The organism is Solidesulfovibrio sp. DCME, from assembly GCF_049995385.1.
Classification (GTDB): domain Bacteria; phylum Desulfobacterota; class Desulfovibrionia; order Desulfovibrionales; family Desulfovibrionaceae; genus Solidesulfovibrio.
The window spans coordinates 1,325,877-1,344,143 of sequence record NZ_CP188261.1 but is presented as its reverse complement, the minus strand read 5'-3'; the positions used below and the strand labels follow the sequence as shown (position 1 = coordinate 1,344,143).

General features: G+C 68.4%; 15 protein-coding genes. 6 read left to right on the top strand and 9 right to left on the bottom strand.

What is annotated here, in order from left to right:
- The first annotated feature begins 171 nt into the window (after positions 1–171).
- Positions 172–1,731, top strand: coding sequence for a glycosyl hydrolase family 28-related protein (locus ACP59X_RS05790; protein ID WP_428566119.1), 1,560 nt, complete (start codon positions 172–174; stop codon positions 1,729–1,731).
- 79 nt (positions 1,732–1,810) lie between these two features.
- Here ACP59X_RS05790 and ACP59X_RS05785 read toward each other — a convergent pair whose 3' ends face one another.
- The 7 genes from ACP59X_RS05785 to ACP59X_RS05755 all read right to left on the bottom strand — a co-directional run bounded on the left by ACP59X_RS05785 (position 1,811) and on the right by ACP59X_RS05755 (position 11,982).
- Complete coding sequence (locus ACP59X_RS05785; RefSeq protein WP_428566116.1) at positions 1,811–5,092, bottom strand: DUF7948 domain-containing protein; 3,282 nt, start codon at positions 5,090–5,092, stop codon at positions 1,811–1,813.
- Between the two features lie 576 nt (positions 5,093–5,668).
- On the bottom strand, positions 5,669–6,892 hold the full coding sequence (locus ACP59X_RS05780; protein ID WP_428566114.1) for an aldo/keto reductase: 1,224 nt from the start codon (positions 6,890–6,892) through the stop codon (positions 5,669–5,671).
- A gap of 116 nt (positions 6,893–7,008) precedes the next feature.
- Positions 7,009–8,739: a 4Fe-4S binding protein gene (locus ACP59X_RS05775; protein WP_428566110.1), complete on the bottom strand. Its 1,731-nt coding sequence runs from the start codon at positions 8,737–8,739 to the stop codon at positions 7,009–7,011.
- A 4-nt stretch (positions 8,740–8,743) separates the two neighbouring features.
- Positions 8,744–9,784, bottom strand: coding sequence for a DUF362 domain-containing protein (locus tag ACP59X_RS05770; RefSeq protein ID WP_428566106.1), 1,041 nt, complete (start codon positions 9,782–9,784; stop codon positions 8,744–8,746).
- Positions 9,781–10,803 (bottom strand): DUF6599 family protein, encoded by a 1,023-nt coding sequence (locus tag ACP59X_RS05765; protein ID WP_428566102.1) that lies wholly within the window; start codon positions 10,801–10,803, stop codon positions 9,781–9,783. The genes ACP59X_RS05770 and ACP59X_RS05765 overlap by 4 nt, the downstream gene beginning before the upstream one ends.
- Positions 10,804–10,822: 19 nt before the next feature.
- Positions 10,823–11,443: a hypothetical protein gene (locus tag ACP59X_RS05760; RefSeq protein ID WP_428566099.1), complete on the bottom strand. Its 621-nt coding sequence runs from the start codon at positions 11,441–11,443 to the stop codon at positions 10,823–10,825.
- Positions 11,444–11,628: 185 nt separating this feature from the next.
- Positions 11,629–11,982, bottom strand: coding sequence for a hypothetical protein (locus ACP59X_RS05755; RefSeq protein WP_428566096.1), 354 nt, complete (start codon positions 11,980–11,982; stop codon positions 11,629–11,631).
- Between the two features lie 268 nt (positions 11,983–12,250).
- On the opposite strand from ACP59X_RS05755, the gene ACP59X_RS05750 reads away from it, so the two are divergent.
- The 5 genes from ACP59X_RS05750 to ACP59X_RS05730 all read left to right on the top strand — a co-directional run bounded on the left by ACP59X_RS05750 (position 12,251) and on the right by ACP59X_RS05730 (position 16,116).
- Entirely contained in the window at positions 12,251–13,528 is a 1,278-nt protein-coding gene (locus ACP59X_RS05750; protein WP_428566091.1) for a double-cubane-cluster-containing anaerobic reductase, read from the top strand.
- Positions 13,529–13,613: 85 nt separating this feature from the next.
- Positions 13,614–14,048: a hypothetical protein gene (locus ACP59X_RS05745; RefSeq protein ID WP_428566088.1), complete on the top strand. Its 435-nt coding sequence runs from the start codon at positions 13,614–13,616 to the stop codon at positions 14,046–14,048.
- 75 nt (positions 14,049–14,123) lie between these two features.
- On the top strand, positions 14,124–14,504 hold the full coding sequence (locus ACP59X_RS05740; protein WP_428566084.1) for a RidA family protein: 381 nt from the start codon (positions 14,124–14,126) through the stop codon (positions 14,502–14,504).
- Between the two features lie 110 nt (positions 14,505–14,614).
- Positions 14,615–15,691, top strand: a complete 1,077-nt coding sequence (locus ACP59X_RS05735) for a TOBE domain-containing protein (protein ID WP_428566081.1) — start codon at positions 14,615–14,617, stop codon at positions 15,689–15,691.
- Positions 15,692–15,696: 5 nt separating this feature from the next.
- Complete coding sequence (locus ACP59X_RS05730) at positions 15,697–16,116, top strand: universal stress protein (RefSeq protein ID WP_428566078.1); 420 nt, start codon at positions 15,697–15,699, stop codon at positions 16,114–16,116.
- A 55-nt stretch (positions 16,117–16,171) separates the two neighbouring features.
- Here ACP59X_RS05730 and ACP59X_RS05725 read toward each other — a convergent pair whose 3' ends face one another.
- Positions 16,172–17,638: an ammonia-forming cytochrome c nitrite reductase subunit c552 gene (locus ACP59X_RS05725; RefSeq protein WP_428566073.1), complete on the bottom strand. Its 1,467-nt coding sequence runs from the start codon at positions 17,636–17,638 to the stop codon at positions 16,172–16,174.
- 33 nt (positions 17,639–17,671) lie between these two features.
- Positions 17,672–18,133 carry a cytochrome c nitrite reductase small subunit gene (gene nrfH / locus ACP59X_RS05720; protein ID WP_428566069.1) on the bottom strand — a complete coding sequence of 154 codons (462 nt, stop codon included), beginning with the start codon at positions 18,131–18,133 and terminating at the stop codon, positions 17,672–17,674.
- Positions 18,134–18,267 lie beyond the last annotated feature (134 nt).

Below are 18,267 nucleotides of genomic sequence, written 5' to 3'. Positions count from 1 at the left end.
CCCTCGACGGGGGAGGAAGGAAACTATTTTTCTTGGAGTGTTCCAGAAATTGTGGACGGGGAAGGAGAAGAGCTGGGGGAGAACTTCTGTAACATGCTAGAATAATAACAATTTCATTGGCTGCAGCCACTCGTTGCCCGCGGCATCGCCCGTGCAAGGTCGCGGGCAATCATGCGTGGCACTTCCCGATTCCCCCTCGTGCTATTCCTGCTGGCCGGCCTGTGCCTGGGCGCCTTGCGGCTTCCCGCCACCGCCGCGGCCTTTGCCGATACGGCCGCCGCCTGGGACCGGGCCGGGCTGCGCACCACGCCGCCCGATCCCGTCCAGACCCTGTCCGTGCGCGATTTCGGCGCTACCGGCGACGGCACAACCGACGACACCGCCGCCTTCGAAAGCGCCATGGCCGCCCTGGCCAGCCCGGGCGTCCTGTCCGTGCCGGCCGGAACCTACCGGATCACGCGCTCCCTTTCCCTCAAAAGCGGCCTGGTGCTTCGCGGCGCCGGGGCCGCCTCCAGCAAGCTCGTCTTCAACCTGGCCGGAGCATCCGATCCCTGCCTCGATTTCACCACCTACAATTCCCGCAGCTGGGTGGCGCTGTCCAGGGACGCCGCCACGGGCGACACGGCCATAACCCTCGCCGACGCCGCCTCCATGGCCGTGGGCGACTGGATCGAGGTCGAGCAGCAAAACGACGCGGCCGTCATGTACACCGACCCCGAGTGGAACCAGGACTGGGCGCAGAGCGTGGTCGGCCAGTTCGTCAGGGTCACGGCCGTTTCGGGCGATGCCGTCAGCCTCGACCGGCCCCTGCGCATCGGCTTCGCCACGGCCCGGTCGGCCCGGGCCCGGGTCTACCGCCTGGGCCAGCATGTCGGCATCGAGGACCTGGCCATCTCCCGCGAGGACCCCGGCACCGACGGCGGCGAGACCATCCATTTCAAGTACGCGGCCAACTGCTGGGTCCGCCGGGTGGAAAGCCGCTACACCGTGGCCGCCCACGTCTCCATCGAGTCGTCGGCCGCCATCGAGGTGACGGACAGTTCCTTCCAGTATTCCCATGACTACGGCGACGGCGGCCGAGGCTACGGCGTGACCCTCGGCCGCCACACCTCGGACTGCCTGGTGCAAAACAACGTCTTTTCCACCCTGCGCCACGCCATGGTCGTCAGCCAGGGGGCCAACGGCAACGTCTTCGGCTACAACTTCTCGACCATCCGCAAATGCGAGTCCACGGCCTGGACGCCCTGCGACCTCTCGGTCCACGGCCACTATCCCTTCCGCAACCTCTTCGAGGGCAACATGGTCGAAGAGGTGGACGACACCGACTATTGGGGGCCGGCCGGCCCGGGCAATGTGTTTTTGCGCAACGTGGTGGCCAAGGAAGGCCTGGAAATCATGGACGGCTCCAATGGCCAGGCGGCCCTCGGCAACCTGCTGCTGGCCGGCGGCCCTCTTTCCATGGCCGAGGGCATCACGGATACGGTCCTTTCCGGCAACGTCGTGACCGATGCGGCCAGCGCCGTGGTCACCATCCCGGAATCCGACGCGCCGGCCAGCCTCTACCTCACAGCCACGCCATCCTTTTTCGCCACAGCCACCTGGCCCATGCTGTCCGGCGGGACGGAGGCCAATCCGGCCGGCCGGCGCTACCAGGCCGCAACCACCGTTTCCACGGCCACAGCGGCCAACCAGGCCATGATCCACATCGTTTCCACGCTCCTCGCCCGCTGATCAACCGCCCCAAATGCCGCCGCCCCGGCCGGGGCAACCCGGCCGGGGCGGCGGTGAATCCATTGACCGCAGGGTTGCCTTACGGGTCCATCAACAGTTGCAGCGCCGGCCCCAGGCCGTTTTGCAGGGGATAGCTGCCCGAGGCCACGGCGATATCCTGGGCGTCTGGCGTGGCGGCCGAGGCCGATATGCCGAGGCTGCCGCGCGGGCCGTTTGCCCCCGAGGCCGGAACCAGGGCGATACGGGCGACCTCGCCGTCGGCCATGGTCCGCCGGTCCTCCAGGCTGAACACGACCAGGCGCAGTGTTCCGGGCGCGACCACGGAGCCGGACACGGATTTCCCGGCCGCCGCCGCCGACGGTCCGGCCGCGACCGTGGCTCCGGTGAACCGGCTGGCGTCGTAGGCCACGTCGGCGATCATGGTGGAGATGGTTCCCCCGCTGCCGGCCAGCACGAGGGGGATCTTCAAGGCGTTGTCGACGACCTGCGCCGTACCGGGCCGCAGCCTGGCCGAGGCCTCTCCGGCGGCGGGACACAACCCGGCCGCCGCAACGCCACGCCCCGCCGTGCGGAACAGGTGGTTGTTGGCGATCAGTTGCAAGTCGGCGGCGGTAATGCTGGTGTAGTTCGAGGCGAAGCACATGTTGCTCGAACCGGCCAGGACAGCGATAATGGACTGCTGGACCTCCCACAGCTGCACAGTGCCGCTGCAATCGCAATCCCCGAGCTGTCCGCAGCGCTGGGTGAGCTGCACCACGCCCGGGAAGCCGCTTATGGGCGTGTCCAGGCCCGAGGTATTGGTGGCCGAGGGCGTGTTCGTCACCCGGCTCACCGTCGAGCCGTCCGTATATTTCACGCGGAAGGTCACCGTGGCCACGACGCCGGCCGTCAGGGCCGTCGGCGAGGCATCGTCGACATACATGAGGAAGCGCAACTTGCCGTTGCCGTCGTCCTGCCAGGTCCGGGAGTAGGCACTGTAGGCCGCGGCCGAACTCTTTTCCGCCGCCGCGACTTCCAGCACCGCCGGATCGTAGCCGATGGTCGTGGAGAAGGCGCTGATGTTGGAGGCCGTGCCCGCATCCGCATAGGTCATATTCACGTTGACGGTCGTTCCGGCCAGCGGCACGGCGCTGGGAAAGCTCAGGCTCAGGGTCGGCACGTCGGTGGGATACAGGCTGGATTCGGTCATCTTGGCCACGAACGCGTCGGCCTGCCCCGCGGGATCGGTGGCCAGCACGCCGGCCGTGGTGGGGAAGCGGGTGGTTGCGGGATCGCCGGAGGTGCTGGCCGGCGTGCTTTGGCCGGCAACGAAGACGAGGCGGGTGCCGCTGGCCGGCGTGGCCAGGGCATTGACCGCGTCCAGCCCCGGTCCGCCGAGGTAGCTCGCATTGACGACCCGGGCGCCATGGGGCTCGAACTTGGCCACGAAGCCGTCGCCGGCGCCACGGTAGCCGTAGCCGTTCTGGGTTACGGAAGCGGCCGTCGCGGCGGACCAGGCGTTGTAGGCCGGCAGGTTGGCCGAGGTGGTCGAGCCGCCGACATAGAGGTAGGACAGCCCGCCATCGCTGCCCTTGTCCACGGCCACGGCCGTGGCCACATCCTCGCCGGCGCCGCCGAAATAGGTCGCGAAACGCAGGTACCGGCCGGAAACGTCGACCAGGGCCAAAAACGCGTCCGTGCCGCCGGCCAGGCTGGAGGTGATGGCGTTTTTCACGGGGAAATTGGTCGACTTGGTCGACCCGGCCAGCACCGGATTGCCCGAGGCGTCGAGGGCGATGGCGTTGACCTCGTCCACGCCGTTGCCGCCAAGGTAGGAGCAGTACACCAGTTCCGTACAGGTCGGGTTGATGCGGGCGAAAAATCCGTCGCCCGTGGTCGAACCGATGGTGCTCTGGATGGCGTGTTTCACGGGCAGCTTGGTGGACAGGGTCAATCCGCCGACGATGGCGTCGCCTGCGCTGGAAATGGCCAGGGCGTTTATTTCGTCGTCTTTTTCCCCACCGAAGTAGGTGGCGTAGGCCACCACGCTGCCGGCGGCGTTGAGCTTGAGGACAAAGCCGTCCTTGCCGCCGCTGTTGGACGCGTACAGGGCGTTTTTGACGGGCAGGTCCGTGGAGGCGGAGGTGCCGGCCACATAGACATTGCCCGAGGAATCGAGCGCGATGGCGTTGCCGAAATCCGAGCCTGTTCCGCCGAAATAGGTGGAAAACTGCAGGGTCTTGCCCGTGGCCGTGTCCACGGCCAGGACGAAGGCATCTTCCTTGGTGCCCGAAAGCGCCGGCCACAGGGCGGTGCTCGTGGGGAAATCCGTGGATTTGGTATAGCCGGTCACATACACGCCGCTGGCGTTGACCGCCACGGCCCGGGCCTCGTCGATGTCCTTGCCGCCGAGGGTATTGGAAAAGGCGAGGCTGTCGGCGGCCAGGGACAGGCCGCTGATGAAGATGTCGCCCTTGGTGGTGGTTTTGGTCGGGGTCTGGGGAAAGTCGCTGGAGTAGGTCGTGCCGACCACCACGGCCAGGGCGGCCGCCCCCGTACCGGTGGTGGTGACGCCGTAGGCGTAGTCGTTGAGGCTTCCGCCAAGCAGGGTGGAATAGGTTAGGGTCGGGTCGATGACCAGCGGCCGCGTCCGGTCATAGGCGGCCACGCGGAAGCCGAAGGCCTGTTCCTCGCCGGCCTGCTCCAGGACGAACGCCCCGGCAACCGGCTCCCGGACACCGTCGCGTTCCTGGTAGAGCACGGGCGCGGCCTGGCGCAGTTCCCGGCCGCCGGGCAGGGTCACGATCATGGCCCCGTCCGGGTCGAGGCGCACGGCCGCCGCGCCGGCAAGGCCCATGCGGATGCGCGCCGGGTCGGCCCCGGGCGCGACCACGAAGTCGTATTCCAGCAGCCGGTTGTCGCCGTGGTAGCGCAGGTCGATCCCCGGATAGACGGCGTCGTAGACCACGGCGTCATAGGCGGCCACGTCGGTGCGCCATTTGGCCGGGTCATTGCCCTGGTAGAAGTGCATTTTCGCCCCGGTGGCCGCGCCCGCCCGGGGCTTGGCCTGCGGCCGCGCCCCCAGGGGGCGCAGGAAAAGGGCCCGGGCACTGGCGCGGTCCTCGGGCACGGTCAGCGCGACATGGTCGTCGGCGACAAACAGTTCGCCGCTGGCGGTGCGGGCCTTGAACCGGACCCGGGCGTCCCACTGGCCGGCGTTTTCGGTGAAATACAGGGGCAGCCGGGCCAGGGCGACCCGCGCCGCAAGCGCGTCGGCGCCCTCCGGACCGGTCGCGCCGACAGCCATGGAAACGCCGCCGCCAAGGATGGCCAGGCACAGGATCAGGACAACTCGTGCAAGGATGCCAGCACTTCGCATCATGCCTCCTTCGCGGCCCCTCGGGCCACAACAACACCTTTGGCACCAACGACAACAGGATAACGGCCTCCGAAATTCCCGGTGACGGCGGCCTGCGAAGCCTTTTCGGCCGGACGGGCGATAACTTAATGGATACTGTGTAAACGGCCCGCACGATTCCCGCCGCACCCGGCCAGGCGCAGCCCGGCCACAGGCGGAAAATGCACCGCGCCCCGCCGCTGGCCGGCCCTCGTGGACAGGCGGGAAAGGCGCTCGGGCAGGCCTGCCCGCTTCCGGCAGGCTGTCCGCTACCGTGCGCACGGGAAAGACCAGGCAAATGCCAGACGGGCAAGACCGGGGCGGGCAAACGACAGGCAGGGCGTCACCGCCAGCGGCAACCAAGATGCCTACAGTATCCGGGCGGCCGCAACACAAGGCCGCAGCCCAAGGCCGCAGCCCAAGGCCGCAGCCCAAGGCCGAAGCGGACGGCGGCCACACAAGGCCCCCGCGGCCGCCCCGGGCCGGCTGTGCGCCACTGCCGCGATGCGGGGGGAAAATTCCGCCGTGGGGCGTGGCCTGGCCGCGCCCCACGGCCGGTGGTCAGGCCAGCAGCCTGGCGGCCTCGCCGACGATGGCGGCGATGGACAAGCCGCGCGGGCAGGCGGCCTCGGCCCGGGCGAAATCGAGGGAGCCCGGGTCGCGGCGCAGGGCTTCGGGCAGGCTGGCGTAGAGTTCGCGGGCCAGGGCGATCTCGCCGTAGTCGCGGGCGTACATCATGGCCCGCATGACCTCGGCCACGGGCGCGCCGCCGCCCAGGGCCGTGGCGCACACCTCGGCGCAACCGGCGCAGTAGTCGCCGTGGGTGGCCTGGGCAAAGGTGGCCAGGGCCTCGAAATCGGCCCGGGCCAGGGCCGTGGCCTCGCGGGCGGCGGCCACGTTGGCCGAAAGGATCGTCAGGTTGGGCATCTGGGAGCAGGCCGAGGCGATGTCCGGGTTTTGCCACACGGCCATGAGCTTGGCCTGCTTGTCGGTCAGGCCCTTGTCCAGGAACCGGCCGGCCATGTCCAGTTCGGCCTGGCTGTCGGTCTTGACCGGGCCGCCGCCCTGGGTCTTCATGGCCACGACCCCGATGCCGGCCTTGGCGCAGGCGGCCATGGCCCGGCGCATCTTCTCCTCGTGCATGAGCCGGAAGTTGTAGGAGAGCATCACCGCGTCGATCCAGTCGAGCCCGGCCGCGCCGAGCAGGCAGTCCTCCATGTTGGAGTGGGTGCTGAAGCCGAAAAACTTGATCTTGCCGGCTTTTTTCTTGGCCGCCGCCCAGTCGCGCATCTGGCCGTCCATTTCGGCGATGCCCGAGATGCCGTGGACATAGAAGATATCCACCGTATCGGTCTTGAGCCTGGAAAGGGCCGCGTCCAGGCGCTCATCGAACTTGCCGCCCTTGGGCACGAGCTTGGTGGTGAGGATGACCTGCTTGCGGGCCTCGGGGTTGCGGGCGAAAAACCGGCCGTAGCCCTCCTCGGACATGCCGTTGCCGTAGGCCTCGGCCGTGTCCCAGAAATTCACGCCCCAGGCCAGGGCCTGCTTGAGCAGGAGCTGGTTGTTGATGGTGTCGAACATGCCGCCGAGGTTGAGGATGGAGACCTCGAGCCCGGTGGTGCCGAGTTTGCGTTTGGGCATGGGCCCGGGGGCGGCCTTTTCCGGTTCGCCGGCGGCCCGGGCCTGGCCGGCGCCAAGGCCCAGCCCGGCCACGGCCAGCCCGCCCAGGCCCACGGTCCTTATGAGGTCACGCCGGGTGAGCCCGGCCTTTTTTTCCGCCGTCATCGCCGTCCTCCTTGGGCGCCGGGGTTCCGGCGCGGTCGAAGCCTCCGCCTTTGCGCCGCGGACAACACATCCCGCTTCCACCCCCGCCAGGCCTGCGGCGTCGCGGGGAAAATACCTCAGGCCAGCATCCGGCCCGGGCCCGAACGCGACTCGTTCTCGCTGGTCACGCGGATGGCCCGCAGCCCGGACACCGGGCATTCGTGCTCGCACATGCCGCAGCCGACGCAGCGCGCCGGATCGATGTGGGGCTGTTGCAGGCGCACCACGACCTCGGCCTTTCGCCCCTGGCCCAGGTCCGGCAAGGGCTTTTCCAGGGTAAGCACCGCCCCGGCCAGGGAGACGATCCGCACGGCGGCCGTGTCGGGCAGCCCGAGCGGACGCAGGAAATAGTCGCCGCTGCCCAGGTTGCGGCCGGTTGCCGGTGCACCGGCCAGGGTCAACGCCGCCCCCCGGGCATCGGTGACGGATACGGCGCCGCCGGCCACCGGCTCGAAGACCGTGCCCACGCCGATGGCCTTGGGGCTGACCGGGCAGACCTCCTGGCAGACGATGCAGGGCCGGCCCATGGCCCAGGGCAGGCAGCGGGTGCGATCGACGAAGGCCGTGCCCAGGCGCAGGGGGCCGACGGCGGCGAAATCGCCGCGCCCGAGCTTTTCCTCCAGGGAAAAGGGCCGGATGGCCGCCGTGGGGCAGACCTGGCCGCAGGCGATGCAGTTTTGCAGGCAGCCGGCCCGGCCCAGGCGGTAATTGAGGGTCGGCGTCCACAGCCCGGCCGCGCCGGCGACGGTCACGGCCGGCTGGATGACCGCCGACGGGCACACCCGCATGCACTGGCCGCAACGGATGCAGCGGGAAAGAAACCGCGCCTCGTCCAGCGAGCCCGGCGGCCGGATGAGCGCCGGGTCGCGCCCCAGGGCGCTGGCCCCGCTCACCCGCCACAGCGGCGCGGCCACCGCCCCGGCGGCCAGGGCAAAGACGGCCCCGCGCCGGGAAAAGTCCGGCAAGGCCCGCTCGCCACAGGCCGAAGGCCGGGTGGCGAAGCCGATGCGGCCCGTGGGGCAGACGTCCAGGCAGTTGAGGCACAGCACGCACTCGCCAACCGTCAGTTCCCCGGACGGCCGGCAGCCGCCCTCGCAGTAGGCCTCGCAGCGCCGGCAGGTGCCGCAGGCTTTCGCGTCGGCCTTGCCGATGCGCCAGGGCACCAGCCGGCTCGACAGGCCCATCAGCGCCCCGGCCGGGCACAGGAAACGGCAGAAAAACCGGGGCCGCCAGAGGTTGCCGGCCAGGATGGCCAGGAAAATAAGCCCCAGCACCCAGGCGCCGTCATAAAAGCGGCCTTCGCCGTGGATGCCGAAGCGGCCCGGGTCGACCAGGGGCAGCACGGCCAGGTTGACGCTGCGAAATACCAGCGGCAGCGGGTCGAGCAGCCCGGTTTGCAGGCTGCCCAGGGCGGCGGCGGCCAGGAAAAAGGCCAGCAGCACGTATTTGATCCCCTGGAAGCGGCTGGGGGCGTTGCCCGCCACCCGGGCTTCGGTCGTGACCCGGCGCCGGGAGAGATACCCCGTCAACTGGTTGAGCGTTCCCAACGGGCAGACGAAGCCGCAGAAAAACCGGCCGATGAAAAAGGTCAGGACGAGTACGGCCAGGCCCCAGCCAAGCGCCGCGTAGAGCGTGCCCGTGGATAAAAACGTCGCCACGGCCGTCAGGGGGTCCAGGGAGAGGAGCCAGTTGATGGGCCAGCCGCGCAGCTGCCACAAGGCGTCGCCCACCGTGGCCACGACGCAAAACCAGAGGAAAACCAGCAGGAAGAAGGCCTGGCTCAGGCGCCTGGCTGTGACGATGCGCATACCCCTACCCCGCCGCCGGTTCGGTGTGGACGGTGACGGGATAAAGGCTTGCCACGTCGGCCGTGCCGACGCCGGCGGCCGCGGCCAGGCCCAGGTAGGGCAGGTCGGCCGGGCTGCGGCCAAGCAGCACCGCCCCGAGCACGTCCGTGGCCACCGGGTCCCCCGAGAGGTACATGACCCCGGCGGCGCGCAGGTCGGACAGCGAGCCGCCGGTCGGGCCGTTGGTCATCATGACCTGCGTGCCGTCGAGCACGCACAGGGTCGGGCGCAGCAGTCCCCCCAGTTCGGCGATGATGCCGTTTATATCCTGGTGGAAGATGTTGCGCCGCCCGCCGAGCAGCCCATAGAAGTTCTTGAGCGTCATGGACGCCCCGGCCCGGGCGTGGTCCTTGACCACGGCCAGGGAAATGACCTTGGTCACGCCCTCGAAGGCCCCGGCCAGCACGGGCCAGTCGCGAATGAGCCGCCCGCCCGGCAGGGTCAGCGGCGTGAAAAGGGCTGGGCGCGGCACGATGATTTTGGCTGCGGCCGCCTTGGCGGCGTCGGCCAGGCCCGTGACCTCGAAGCAGCTCTCCGGGTTGTTGATGGGGTTGTCCGTGACCAGCACCCGGGCCGCCCCGGCCTGGCGGCAGGCGGCAGCCACGGCGGCCAGCAGTTCGGGGTTGGTCGTGGCGCCGAGGATGGCCGGCGAGGCGATGACGGCATTGACCTTGACGAGCACCGTGTCGCCCTTGGCGACAAAGGCCGCCATGCCGCCGAGGGCCGCAACACCGGCGGCGAACATGGCCGCCCGGTCCGTGCCGTGGACCGCGGCCAGGCGCGGTTTGCCGGCCTGGGGCGCGGGCGCGGCGAAATCGCCCAGCGTGGAAAGGATCCGGGTCTGTTCCACGGCCGCCGGCCCGGCCGGGTCGCGAAACGACAGCCCGAGGCCGGTCACGGCCACGGCGGCCGCGCCGGCCCCGGCCAGGCGCCGCAAAAAATCCCGGCGCGAAAGCGGCCCGGCGCCCTGGGCCGTCCGGGCGGCCCTGTCCGCGCGCTCTTTCATGGCGTCACGTCCTTGAGGTGGGCCTCGAGTGTCCCGGCCAGTTCCAGGGCGGCCTCGCGGCTGGTGGCGTCGTGGACGCCGACCAGCAGCCCGCCCCGGGTCCAGATGATTTCGAAGGAACCGGGGGCGCCGAGGAAGACGGCGCCCTGGGGCAGGCCGTCGGCCGCCTCGCGGGCATAGCCGTTTTGAACCAGGAAATCGGCGAACGCCCCGGCCTCGGCCGCCGCCGCCCGGGGCGTGTCGCGCGCGGCCAGAAAGGCCGTGGCCGCGCCGGCGGCCAGGGCGTAATCGGCCGTGTAGACGTTGGAAAACCCGGCCATGCCCATGGCGTCGGCAGCGGCCAGGCGCAGGCTCTGGCTGTCCAGGCCCTCGGCCGGGAAAAGCGTCCTGGGATCGGGCGGCGCGTTTGCGCCCGGTTTGTCCCCGGCCGGGAGCCGGTCGTACAGCGCCTGGCCCGCCGCGGCCAGGGCCTGGCGCGTGGCCGGGTCGGCCCGGTCGGCGGAAAGCTCGACGTAGTACGGGCCCTTGGTGAAGTAGAGGGCGTTTTGGGTGGCGTAGGCGTCCGGGGACAGGGCATTCGGCTCGGCGCCGGGGCGGCGCTGGGAGCTGAGGACGGCGTAGGCGTCCCGGGGCGCGGCCTGGGCGTAGACGGAGGCGTCCAGGCGGGCGCCGTCCGGCAGGCTGAAGGGGCGCACGGACATTTCCTTGAAATTGGCCGCCAGGTACAGCTCGGCCTTGCCGTCGATGCGGTCCGAGAGGGTCTCGGGGTCGTAGCTCTCCACCGGGCCGGCGGGCGTGGCCCCGGCCAGTGCGTCCAGGAAGGCGGCCGTGGCGAAGGCCCGGCCCGAGGCGGCGCCGACGGCAGCCGGCGGCGGCGGGGGACTGAGGGCCACGAGCACGGCCGGCGACAGTTGCGACTGGCGCAGGCCCAGCCACACGGCCGCGGCGGCCAAAAGCAACACCACGGCCGTGGCAACCGCCTGCTCGGCGCGCCCGGGACCCGTACGACGCAAGGCCATGACCACACCGTCCGTTGGATTAGGGAAGCGCCTTGCCGGCGTCGCAGTCGTAGCGCGGCGGGCAGGCCAGGGCCGTGGGCAGGACGGCCTGGGGCGAGGCCGCCTCGAGGTTGCCGTCGCGCAGCACGAAGCGCAGTTCCCCGGAAACCGGGAAACCGTCGGCCACGGCCTTGCCCAGGCGCGCCACGGCGTCGGCGTATTCCGGCTCGGCCTTGTTTTTGTGGAACTGCCGCCGCCACTCGAGCCATTGCTTGGGGTTCATGGCGCTTTGGTCCACGAAGACATAGTGGGTGACCCCGGTCGGGCAGTCTTCCTCCAGGGCCAGGGTGTATTCGAACAGGGGATTGGCCGCATCGCGGTTCGTGAGGCGCGAGCGTTCGCCCTCCTCCACCAGCCAGGTGACGGGGCAGCCCCGTTTGGCCACGAAGTCGGCCACCGGGCCGAAGAGAAAGGCGGGCTTGGCCTCGTCGGCGATGAAAAAGCCGTCGAGGAAGGCGGCGGGCGGCGTATAGGGCACGTAACCCATCTCCTGGCGCAGGGCCATGGCCTGTTGCGACTGGGCCCAGGCCGGCGCGGCCAGGGGCAGGGGCAGGCACAGCCCGGCGGCAAGGACCGAAGCGAGCAGCGAAGGGCGCGGCATGGTGCCTCCTCCCGGGCGTGGCCCGGACGGCGAGGATTCTACCGCGAGGAAGTAGCAAAACGGAACCGTCGTTGGCAAGACGGATGAAGAAAGTGCCTAACGCACTCCCGGGATTCCGCCCCCGCCGTGGCCCTGGATTGGCCGGCGGCCGGAAGGTTCCCTTCCGGCCGCCGCTTGGGCTTTGGTCACGGCGAGGACGAGCTGCCCCGGTACTTGGGGGACTTCTCGATGAGGTCGGTCAGCAGCAGGACCATGGACAGGTCGCGCTTGTTGGTCGGCGTGACGGCCGAGACCACGTAGTCCTTGAGCGACGCCCCGGTCCCCGACAGCCCTTTGCCGTCGCCTTGCCCGGTGTTGTGCACCGCCTCCAGAAAGGAGAGCAGCAGGTACGGCCACACGTCGTCGTAGTAGAGGTGATAGTCGAGTATCTCCTTGATTTTCATTATGGCGTAGACGATGTTATCGATTTCTCCATAATCCCTGGTCCACAAGTCTCGATCGCTTAAGCGCGGGCGTCGCGGCGAAAGGTTTGTCGCCATCCCCCGCCCAGGCTCCCGCAAGCGTCGATGCTCGTCGAGATGCACTATCTGGGCCATGCGCCTCCCTCCCTGGCGGCTTTGCGCGGCGGCTTCCGGCCACCCGCAACGTACTCGCTGCCCTTTTCGGACGCTCCCGGATTTCCTTTAGCGTGCGGCTCGATAGTTTATTACAATATTATCACGCTTAAATCATTGAAATAAACGATTTCACGCCGCGCCGCGCCCCGGGTATGGACGATGATCCAACCTTTTTGCCCCGGAGGAAGCCATGACGGACGCGGCCCATACGGCCATGTGGGAACGCCTCGACCTCGACCTCGAGGCCCACGACGCCTTGCTCGCGGTGTTGGGGAAATTCTACGGCGACATCTACCTGTCCCAGCAGGGACGGCTCAAGGGCGCGGAGTACCTGGACTTCGTGCTGTCCGAGGTCCATGGGCTGCGCATCAAGGAAATCCAGGAGGCCAAGGCGGCCGGGAAAAAGGTCGTGGGCACGTTTTGCGTGTTCGTGCCCGAGGAGCTGACCCTGGCCGCCGGCGCCGTCCAGGTGGGGCTTTGCGCCGGGGCCAAGGCCGGCACGGACAAGGCCGAACTGCTCGTGCCCCGCAACACCTGCGACCTGATCAAGTCGTTTATCGGCTTCAAGCTGGCCAGGCTGTGCCCCTACACCGAGTCCTGCGACCTGGTGGTGGGCGAGACCACCTGCGACGGCAAGAAAAAAGCCTACGAAGCCTTCGGTGAGCACGTGCCCATGCACGTCATGGAAGTGCCCCAGTGCAAGGCGCCCTGCGACGTTGCGCTGTTTCGGTCCGAACTCGTCCGCTACAAGGAGGCTCTGGAGGCGCTCACCGGCCAGGCCATCACCGCCGACACCCTGGCCGCGGCGACCAAACGCGTCAATGCCAAGCGCCGGGCCTTGCAGCGCCTGGCCAGGCTTCGCGCCGCCGACCCGGCCCCCATCTCCGGCCGCGACGCCCTGCTCGTCAACCAGATCAGCTTCTACGACGACCCGGACCGCTTCACGGCCAAGGTCAACGAGCTGTGCGACGAGATGGAAGCCCGCATCGCCAGGGGGGAAGGCGTGGCTCCCAAGGGCACGCCCCGGCTGCTGCTGGCCGGCTGCCCCATGGCCGTGCCCAACTGGAAGCTGCCCTACCTCATCGAGAGCTCGGGCGCGGTCATCGTGGGCGAGGAATCCTGCATCGGCGAACGCAACACCCGCGACTTGACCGACGAGGCCCCGGCCGACCTCGAGGCCATGCTCGACGCCCTGGCCTCCCGCTACATGAAGATCGACTGCGCCTGCTTCACCCCCAACACCGAGCGCCTGGAGCACATCGCCGCCCTGGCCAAGGAGCTTAAGGCCGACGGCGTGATCCACTACGGCCTGCTTTTCTGCCAGCCCTACGCCCACGAGGCCATCAAGGTGGGCAAGGCCATGGAGGCGGCCGGGGTGCCCTACCTGGCCCTCGAGACGGATTACGGCATGGAGGACGCCGGCCAGCTCAAGACGCGGGTGGAGGCCTTCGTGGAGACCCTGGCCTGAGGCCGGCCGCCGGTTAGGGCGATGGTTGCGGGCTACTGGAAGAACAGCCAGCCCCCCCTCCTTCTGGGCCGGCGGCGCGTTTGAAGTGTCCGCCCTCGACCCGGTCAAGTTCCACGCCGACGTGTCGCTCGTCGAGAAACAGACCAACCGCCTGGCCTTCGTGCACGTGCGAGGCAACAACAGTCCCCGCGCCCTGCGCGACTCGCAACTCTTTTTGAACGCCGCCTGCATGACCATGGGCCATGACCGGACCAGCGACGAGTACGTCATGGGCCTCAACCCCAACACCAGGCACATGCGCCACGAGAACCTGGCCGCGGTCATGGAGACCGGCTGGGCCCACGGCCAGTTCCAGCAACACGTTCGGGGCCATCGCCTGGTCAGACAAGCCGAGGACAACGGCAACAACGCCCGGAAGGTCGCCTTCGGCCTGACCTACACGTTCTACGCGCGGTACCGCCGACCACGACGCACCAGGGGGGGCTGCGGCCCCCCTTTTTTCGTGCCGGCCGCCGATTGACGCCGGACCCGCGAAAGCGCACCTTGTCGGGCCGATACCCCACAACCGTCCGCCCGGACGCCAAGGAGCCGCACCATGGCCAAATCCGTCGTCGCCGCCAACGCCTCCGCCGCCATCGGCCCGTATTCCCTGGGCGTGTGGGCCGGGGACCTGCTGTTCGTCTCCGGCCAGACCCCCATCGACCCGGCCACGGGAACCGTGGTTCCCGGCGGCGTGGCCGAGCAGGCCCGCCAGAGCATCAAAAACGTGGCCGCCATCCTGGCCGCCGCCGGCCTGACCCTGGACGACGTGGTCAAATCCACGCTGTTCATCAAGGACATGGAGGCCTTTGCCACCATTAACGCCGTGTACGCGGAATTTTTCCACGAGCCGTACCCGGCCCGGTCCTGCGTCGAGGTGGCCCGGCTGCCCCGGGACGTGCTGGTGGAGCTGGAAGTGGTGGCCAAAAAACCCTGACCCGGCCGCGGCCGGTCACGCCCTGGCGGCGCGTGATTATGACGCGCCAGGCTTGACTTTCCTCGCCCTGGTTGGAAACTTGCCGCATGTCCAAACCACGGGGAGTTCCCATGCCTGATGCGAAAAACACCGGCCCCGATGCCGGTGGTGGGCGGTTTAGGGCCGCCCGGATTTTTTCCGTTCCCGACGACGTGAAGTTCCTGGACACCCTGGAGCTCACGCGCCTGTCCGAAGCCTTTTCCGCCTGGACCGACCGGGCCGGCCGGCCCGACGTGGCCGTCTCCCGCAACCGCGTGCGCCTGATCTACCTGATGCTGCGCCACACCGGCGCCCGCCTGGGCGAGGTCCTGGGCCTCGACGACCGCCGCGACATCAACCTCGACACCCTGGCCGTCACCTACGCCCACGGCGAGGGCGAGGGCCGCGAGGTGCAGATCCCGGCCGAACTGGGCGAGGCCCTGGCCGAGGTCTTCGCCAACCCGGCCTACGCCTCCTTGCGCGGCCTGCTCTTTCGCCTGGACCAGGGCCATGTGCGCCGCAAGTTCTACGAACGGGCCGAGGAATGCGGCTTCACCAAGGAACTCGTCAACCCGAGCACCATCCGCCGCTCCCGGGCCGTGGAACTGCTGCGCGACGACGTGCCCCTGCCCGTGGTCCAGCGCATCCTGGGCCATTCCACGGCCGATTTGACCGCCGCCTTCCTGCACCTGCCCGAGGAACAGCGCCGCAAGGTCGAACGCCAAGTCCTGGCCCGGGAAACCCGCCGCACCAGCGCCCGAAACGCCTTCTTCGGCCGGGTGGCCCAGGTGCGCAAGGGCGACATCCAGACGCAGGTCGTGGTGGAGAGCCTGGGCGGCCACGCCGTGTCCTCGGTGATCACCAACGAGAGCTTAAAAAACCTGGGCGTGACCGAAGGCAGCTTCGTCACGGCCGAGATCAAGGCGCCCTGGGTCGTGCTCGAAGCCTGCGAGGAGCTGCCCAAGGCCACCACCACCAACCGGTTTCTGGGCACGGTGGAACTGACCCGCATCGGCGAACTGACCTCGGAGGTCATCGTGGTGCTGTCCGACGGCACCCGGCTGTGCGCGCTGATTACCACCCAGAGCGCCCGGGAACTGGAACTGGCCGAGGGGCGCCAGGTCTGGGCCATGTTCAACGCTTTCGCCGTGGTCCTGCACGTGGAGTGACGGACATGAAAACGCTCATCGTGTGTCTGGACGGTTCCCCGCTGTCGCTGCGCGCCCTGGACCGGGCCATCGAGGCCTCCCATTGCCAGCCGGCGGACATCCTGGCCGTGACCGTGGTGGAGGCCCTGTCCTTTTTCGACTGCCAGGCCACGGACTGCGAGACGGCCTTCAGCCACATCCTGCGCGAACCCAAGCGCGTCCTGGCCGAGGCCCAGGCCTACGCCGCCGAGCGCGGCGCGACCTTGCGCACCCTGGCCGAACCGGGCCGGCCGGCCGAGACCGTGGCCCGCATCGCCCGCCAAGAGGACGCCGACACCATCTACATCGGCAGCCGGGGCAAGGATGACGTGGAACAGCTCCTGCTCGGCAGCGTCTCCACCAGGCTGGTCCAGATCGCGCCCTGCACGGTGGTGGTGGTGCGCTAGCCGCGCCCCTCCCGCATCGGGGAAGGGCGCGGCCAGGCTTTGTCGTCAGGCCGTACTAAAAGCGGTCCTGCACCCCCATGGGGTCCTTGAATTCCAGTTCCGGCCGACCGGGCAATTTTTTTGTGCCCCGGCCTTCCAGGTACTTGGCCAGTTCCAGGTCAACGGTGAGCGGCACATCCACCCCGGCCCTGGTCAGGGCCTGGCGCAAATACCCCTCGGCCTTGGCGGCAAAGGCGACGGAGTCGCCGAGGACGCGCATGGCCTCGGTGGGGTTGTGGAAGCCCACGGAGTTTTCCGCGCCGATGTAGAGCGAGCGGTAGAAGGCCTCTTCGTAGAAGTCCTTGGCCTTGTCGTAGAGGGCCTTGTCGATGACCTTGCCGTCGGCTTGGGCCTTGTGGGCGGCCTCGAAGAGCTTGGCCGTGGCCGCCGTGGCGTAGCCGGCCCGAAGCTGCAGGGAAACCGTGCGGTCCTGGATGGTGATGACCTGCTCCTTGAGCCATTCGGGGCTCTCGCTGTGGCACTGGAGGCAGGCCTTCATGTCGTTTTTGAGCGGACTGGTCACCCGGTGGTCGGAGACCTTGTGCACGCCCACCTTGGTGTAGGGCATGTGGCAGTCGGCGCAAGCGGCGCCGGCCTTCCAGTGCACGCTGTTGTTGGAGAAAAACTCGAATTCCGGATGGCGGATAAACGCCAGCTTGAACCCGGTGACCGTCTGCTTCCATTCCTTGAAGGAATCGTCGGAGCGCAGCTTCTTGACGATGTTCTCGATGGTGATGTCGCCCCACTTGCTGCCCTGCCAAGGGAAAAACAGGCCCACCGACTGCATGTCGGCGTTTTTCGGAATGGAATAGGTCACGTGGCACTGGGCGCAGACCACGGAACGCATCTGCTGGCGGGTGAGCTTGTGCCAGTCGATGCCCATGCCTTCCAGGGCCGGCACCAGGCTGAAACCGCGCGAGACGTTGAGCGCCATGTCCTTGTTGTTGTGGCAGTCGATGCAGGCCACACCGAGGGTCCGGAATTTTTCCGGAATCTTGTCGAGCACTTCCTTAAAGGGCAGCTTGTAGTAGTCGACCCCCAGCTCCTTGACGAGCATGGGGGCGTAGGGCGTCTTGCAACTCAGGCACACGCCACCGGCCTTGAGGCGCGAGGCGTCGACCTCCAACTGGTCGCGCAGCATGTAGGCGTGGCCACGCGGCTCGTTGTATTCGACACCGAAGCCCCAGCCGTTGAACAGCAGCGCCATGTAGGGATATTCGGCCAGCTTGTCGTAGGTGATGCGGTCGGTGGTGAACCCCCGTTTGTACTTGCTCTTGCCCGGCGCCGAGGGTTCCTCGGTCTGCTTCCAGGACTCGTATTCCTCGGGGTAGGCCTTGCCCCACACGGCCGGGTCGATCTCGCCGTCCGGGATGGTCACGGTCTTGACCGGTTCGGGCTTGGGCGGCGAACAGGCGTAGGGGACGCAGATAAAAGCGGCAACGATGGCGGCCAGGGCCGCATGGCGTATGGTTTTGCCCCGCATTGCTCTTCCTCTCTCGGTTATGCCGGTTTCGTATCAGCGGGTCAGCGGCACGCCCACATGCTTGTGCATGACGCGGCGATGGCAGTCCCAGCAGAAGCGCCCCTGATCGATCATCTCCACGGCCGAGGCATGGCAGCGGATGCAGTTGGCCTGAACGACCTCCTTGCCGTGCTGCGAAATGCGGATGTCGTCGGGAACCCGGCCGGAATGGAAGACGAAGACGTCCTTCATGCCGTCGATGGATTTCCAGACGTAATGCCCGGCCAGGTTGTCGTTGGGCAGGTGGCAGTCCACGCACCGTATGCGCTTGTGGGCGCCGTGGTGGAACCAGGCCTCGTACTCGGCCTCCATGACGTGGCAGGAGGCGCAGAAATCGGGCGTTTCGGATTTGGCCAGAAGCCCGGGCGGCCCCAGGGCCAGGAAAAGCCCCAGCCCTACCGCGACCAGGCCGACGACGGCGACGATCCGAACGCCCCGTTTGCCGGCATGCCCCATGGTCCCCTCTCCTGAATTAAAGGTTTGGGGATCACCGTACGATAGCCGGGGCGTCATGACAACGCGGCAAGCGAAAAAAAAGAATTATTCGTGAATCTAATGAAAACTATTCGAAAGGGGAACGTCCGTTGCCC

Coding starts and splice junctions, on each gene's coding strand:
- ACP59X_RS05790 (WP_428566119.1), top strand. CDS start 172: ATGCGTGGCACTTCCCGATTCCCCCTCGTGCTATTCCTGCTGGCCGGC.
- ACP59X_RS05785 (WP_428566116.1), bottom strand. CDS start 5,092: ATGATGCGAAGTGCTGGCATCCTTGCACGAGTTGTCCTGATCCTGTGC.
- ACP59X_RS05780 (WP_428566114.1), bottom strand. CDS start 6,892: ATGACGGCGGAAAAAAAGGCCGGGCTCACCCGGCGTGACCTCATAAGG.
- ACP59X_RS05775 (WP_428566110.1), bottom strand. CDS start 8,739: ATGCGCATCGTCACAGCCAGGCGCCTGAGCCAGGCCTTCTTCCTGCTG.
- ACP59X_RS05770 (WP_428566106.1), bottom strand. CDS start 9,784: ATGAAAGAGCGCGCGGACAGGGCCGCCCGGACGGCCCAGGGCGCCGGG.
- ACP59X_RS05765 (WP_428566102.1), bottom strand. CDS start 10,803: ATGGCCTTGCGTCGTACGGGTCCCGGGCGCGCCGAGCAGGCGGTTGCC.
- ACP59X_RS05760 (WP_428566099.1), bottom strand. CDS start 11,443: ATGCCGCGCCCTTCGCTGCTCGCTTCGGTCCTTGCCGCCGGGCTGTGC.
- ACP59X_RS05755 (WP_428566096.1), bottom strand. CDS start 11,982: ATGGCGACAAACCTTTCGCCGCGACGCCCGCGCTTAAGCGATCGAGAC.
- ACP59X_RS05750 (WP_428566091.1), top strand. CDS start 12,251: ATGACGGACGCGGCCCATACGGCCATGTGGGAACGCCTCGACCTCGAC.
- ACP59X_RS05740 (WP_428566084.1), top strand. CDS start 14,124: ATGGCCAAATCCGTCGTCGCCGCCAACGCCTCCGCCGCCATCGGCCCG.
- ACP59X_RS05735 (WP_428566081.1), top strand. CDS start 14,615: ATGCCTGATGCGAAAAACACCGGCCCCGATGCCGGTGGTGGGCGGTTT.
- ACP59X_RS05730 (WP_428566078.1), top strand. CDS start 15,697: ATGAAAACGCTCATCGTGTGTCTGGACGGTTCCCCGCTGTCGCTGCGC.
- ACP59X_RS05725 (WP_428566073.1), bottom strand. CDS start 17,638: ATGCGGGGCAAAACCATACGCCATGCGGCCCTGGCCGCCATCGTTGCC.
- nrfH (WP_428566069.1), bottom strand. CDS start 18,133: ATGGGGCATGCCGGCAAACGGGGCGTTCGGATCGTCGCCGTCGTCGGC.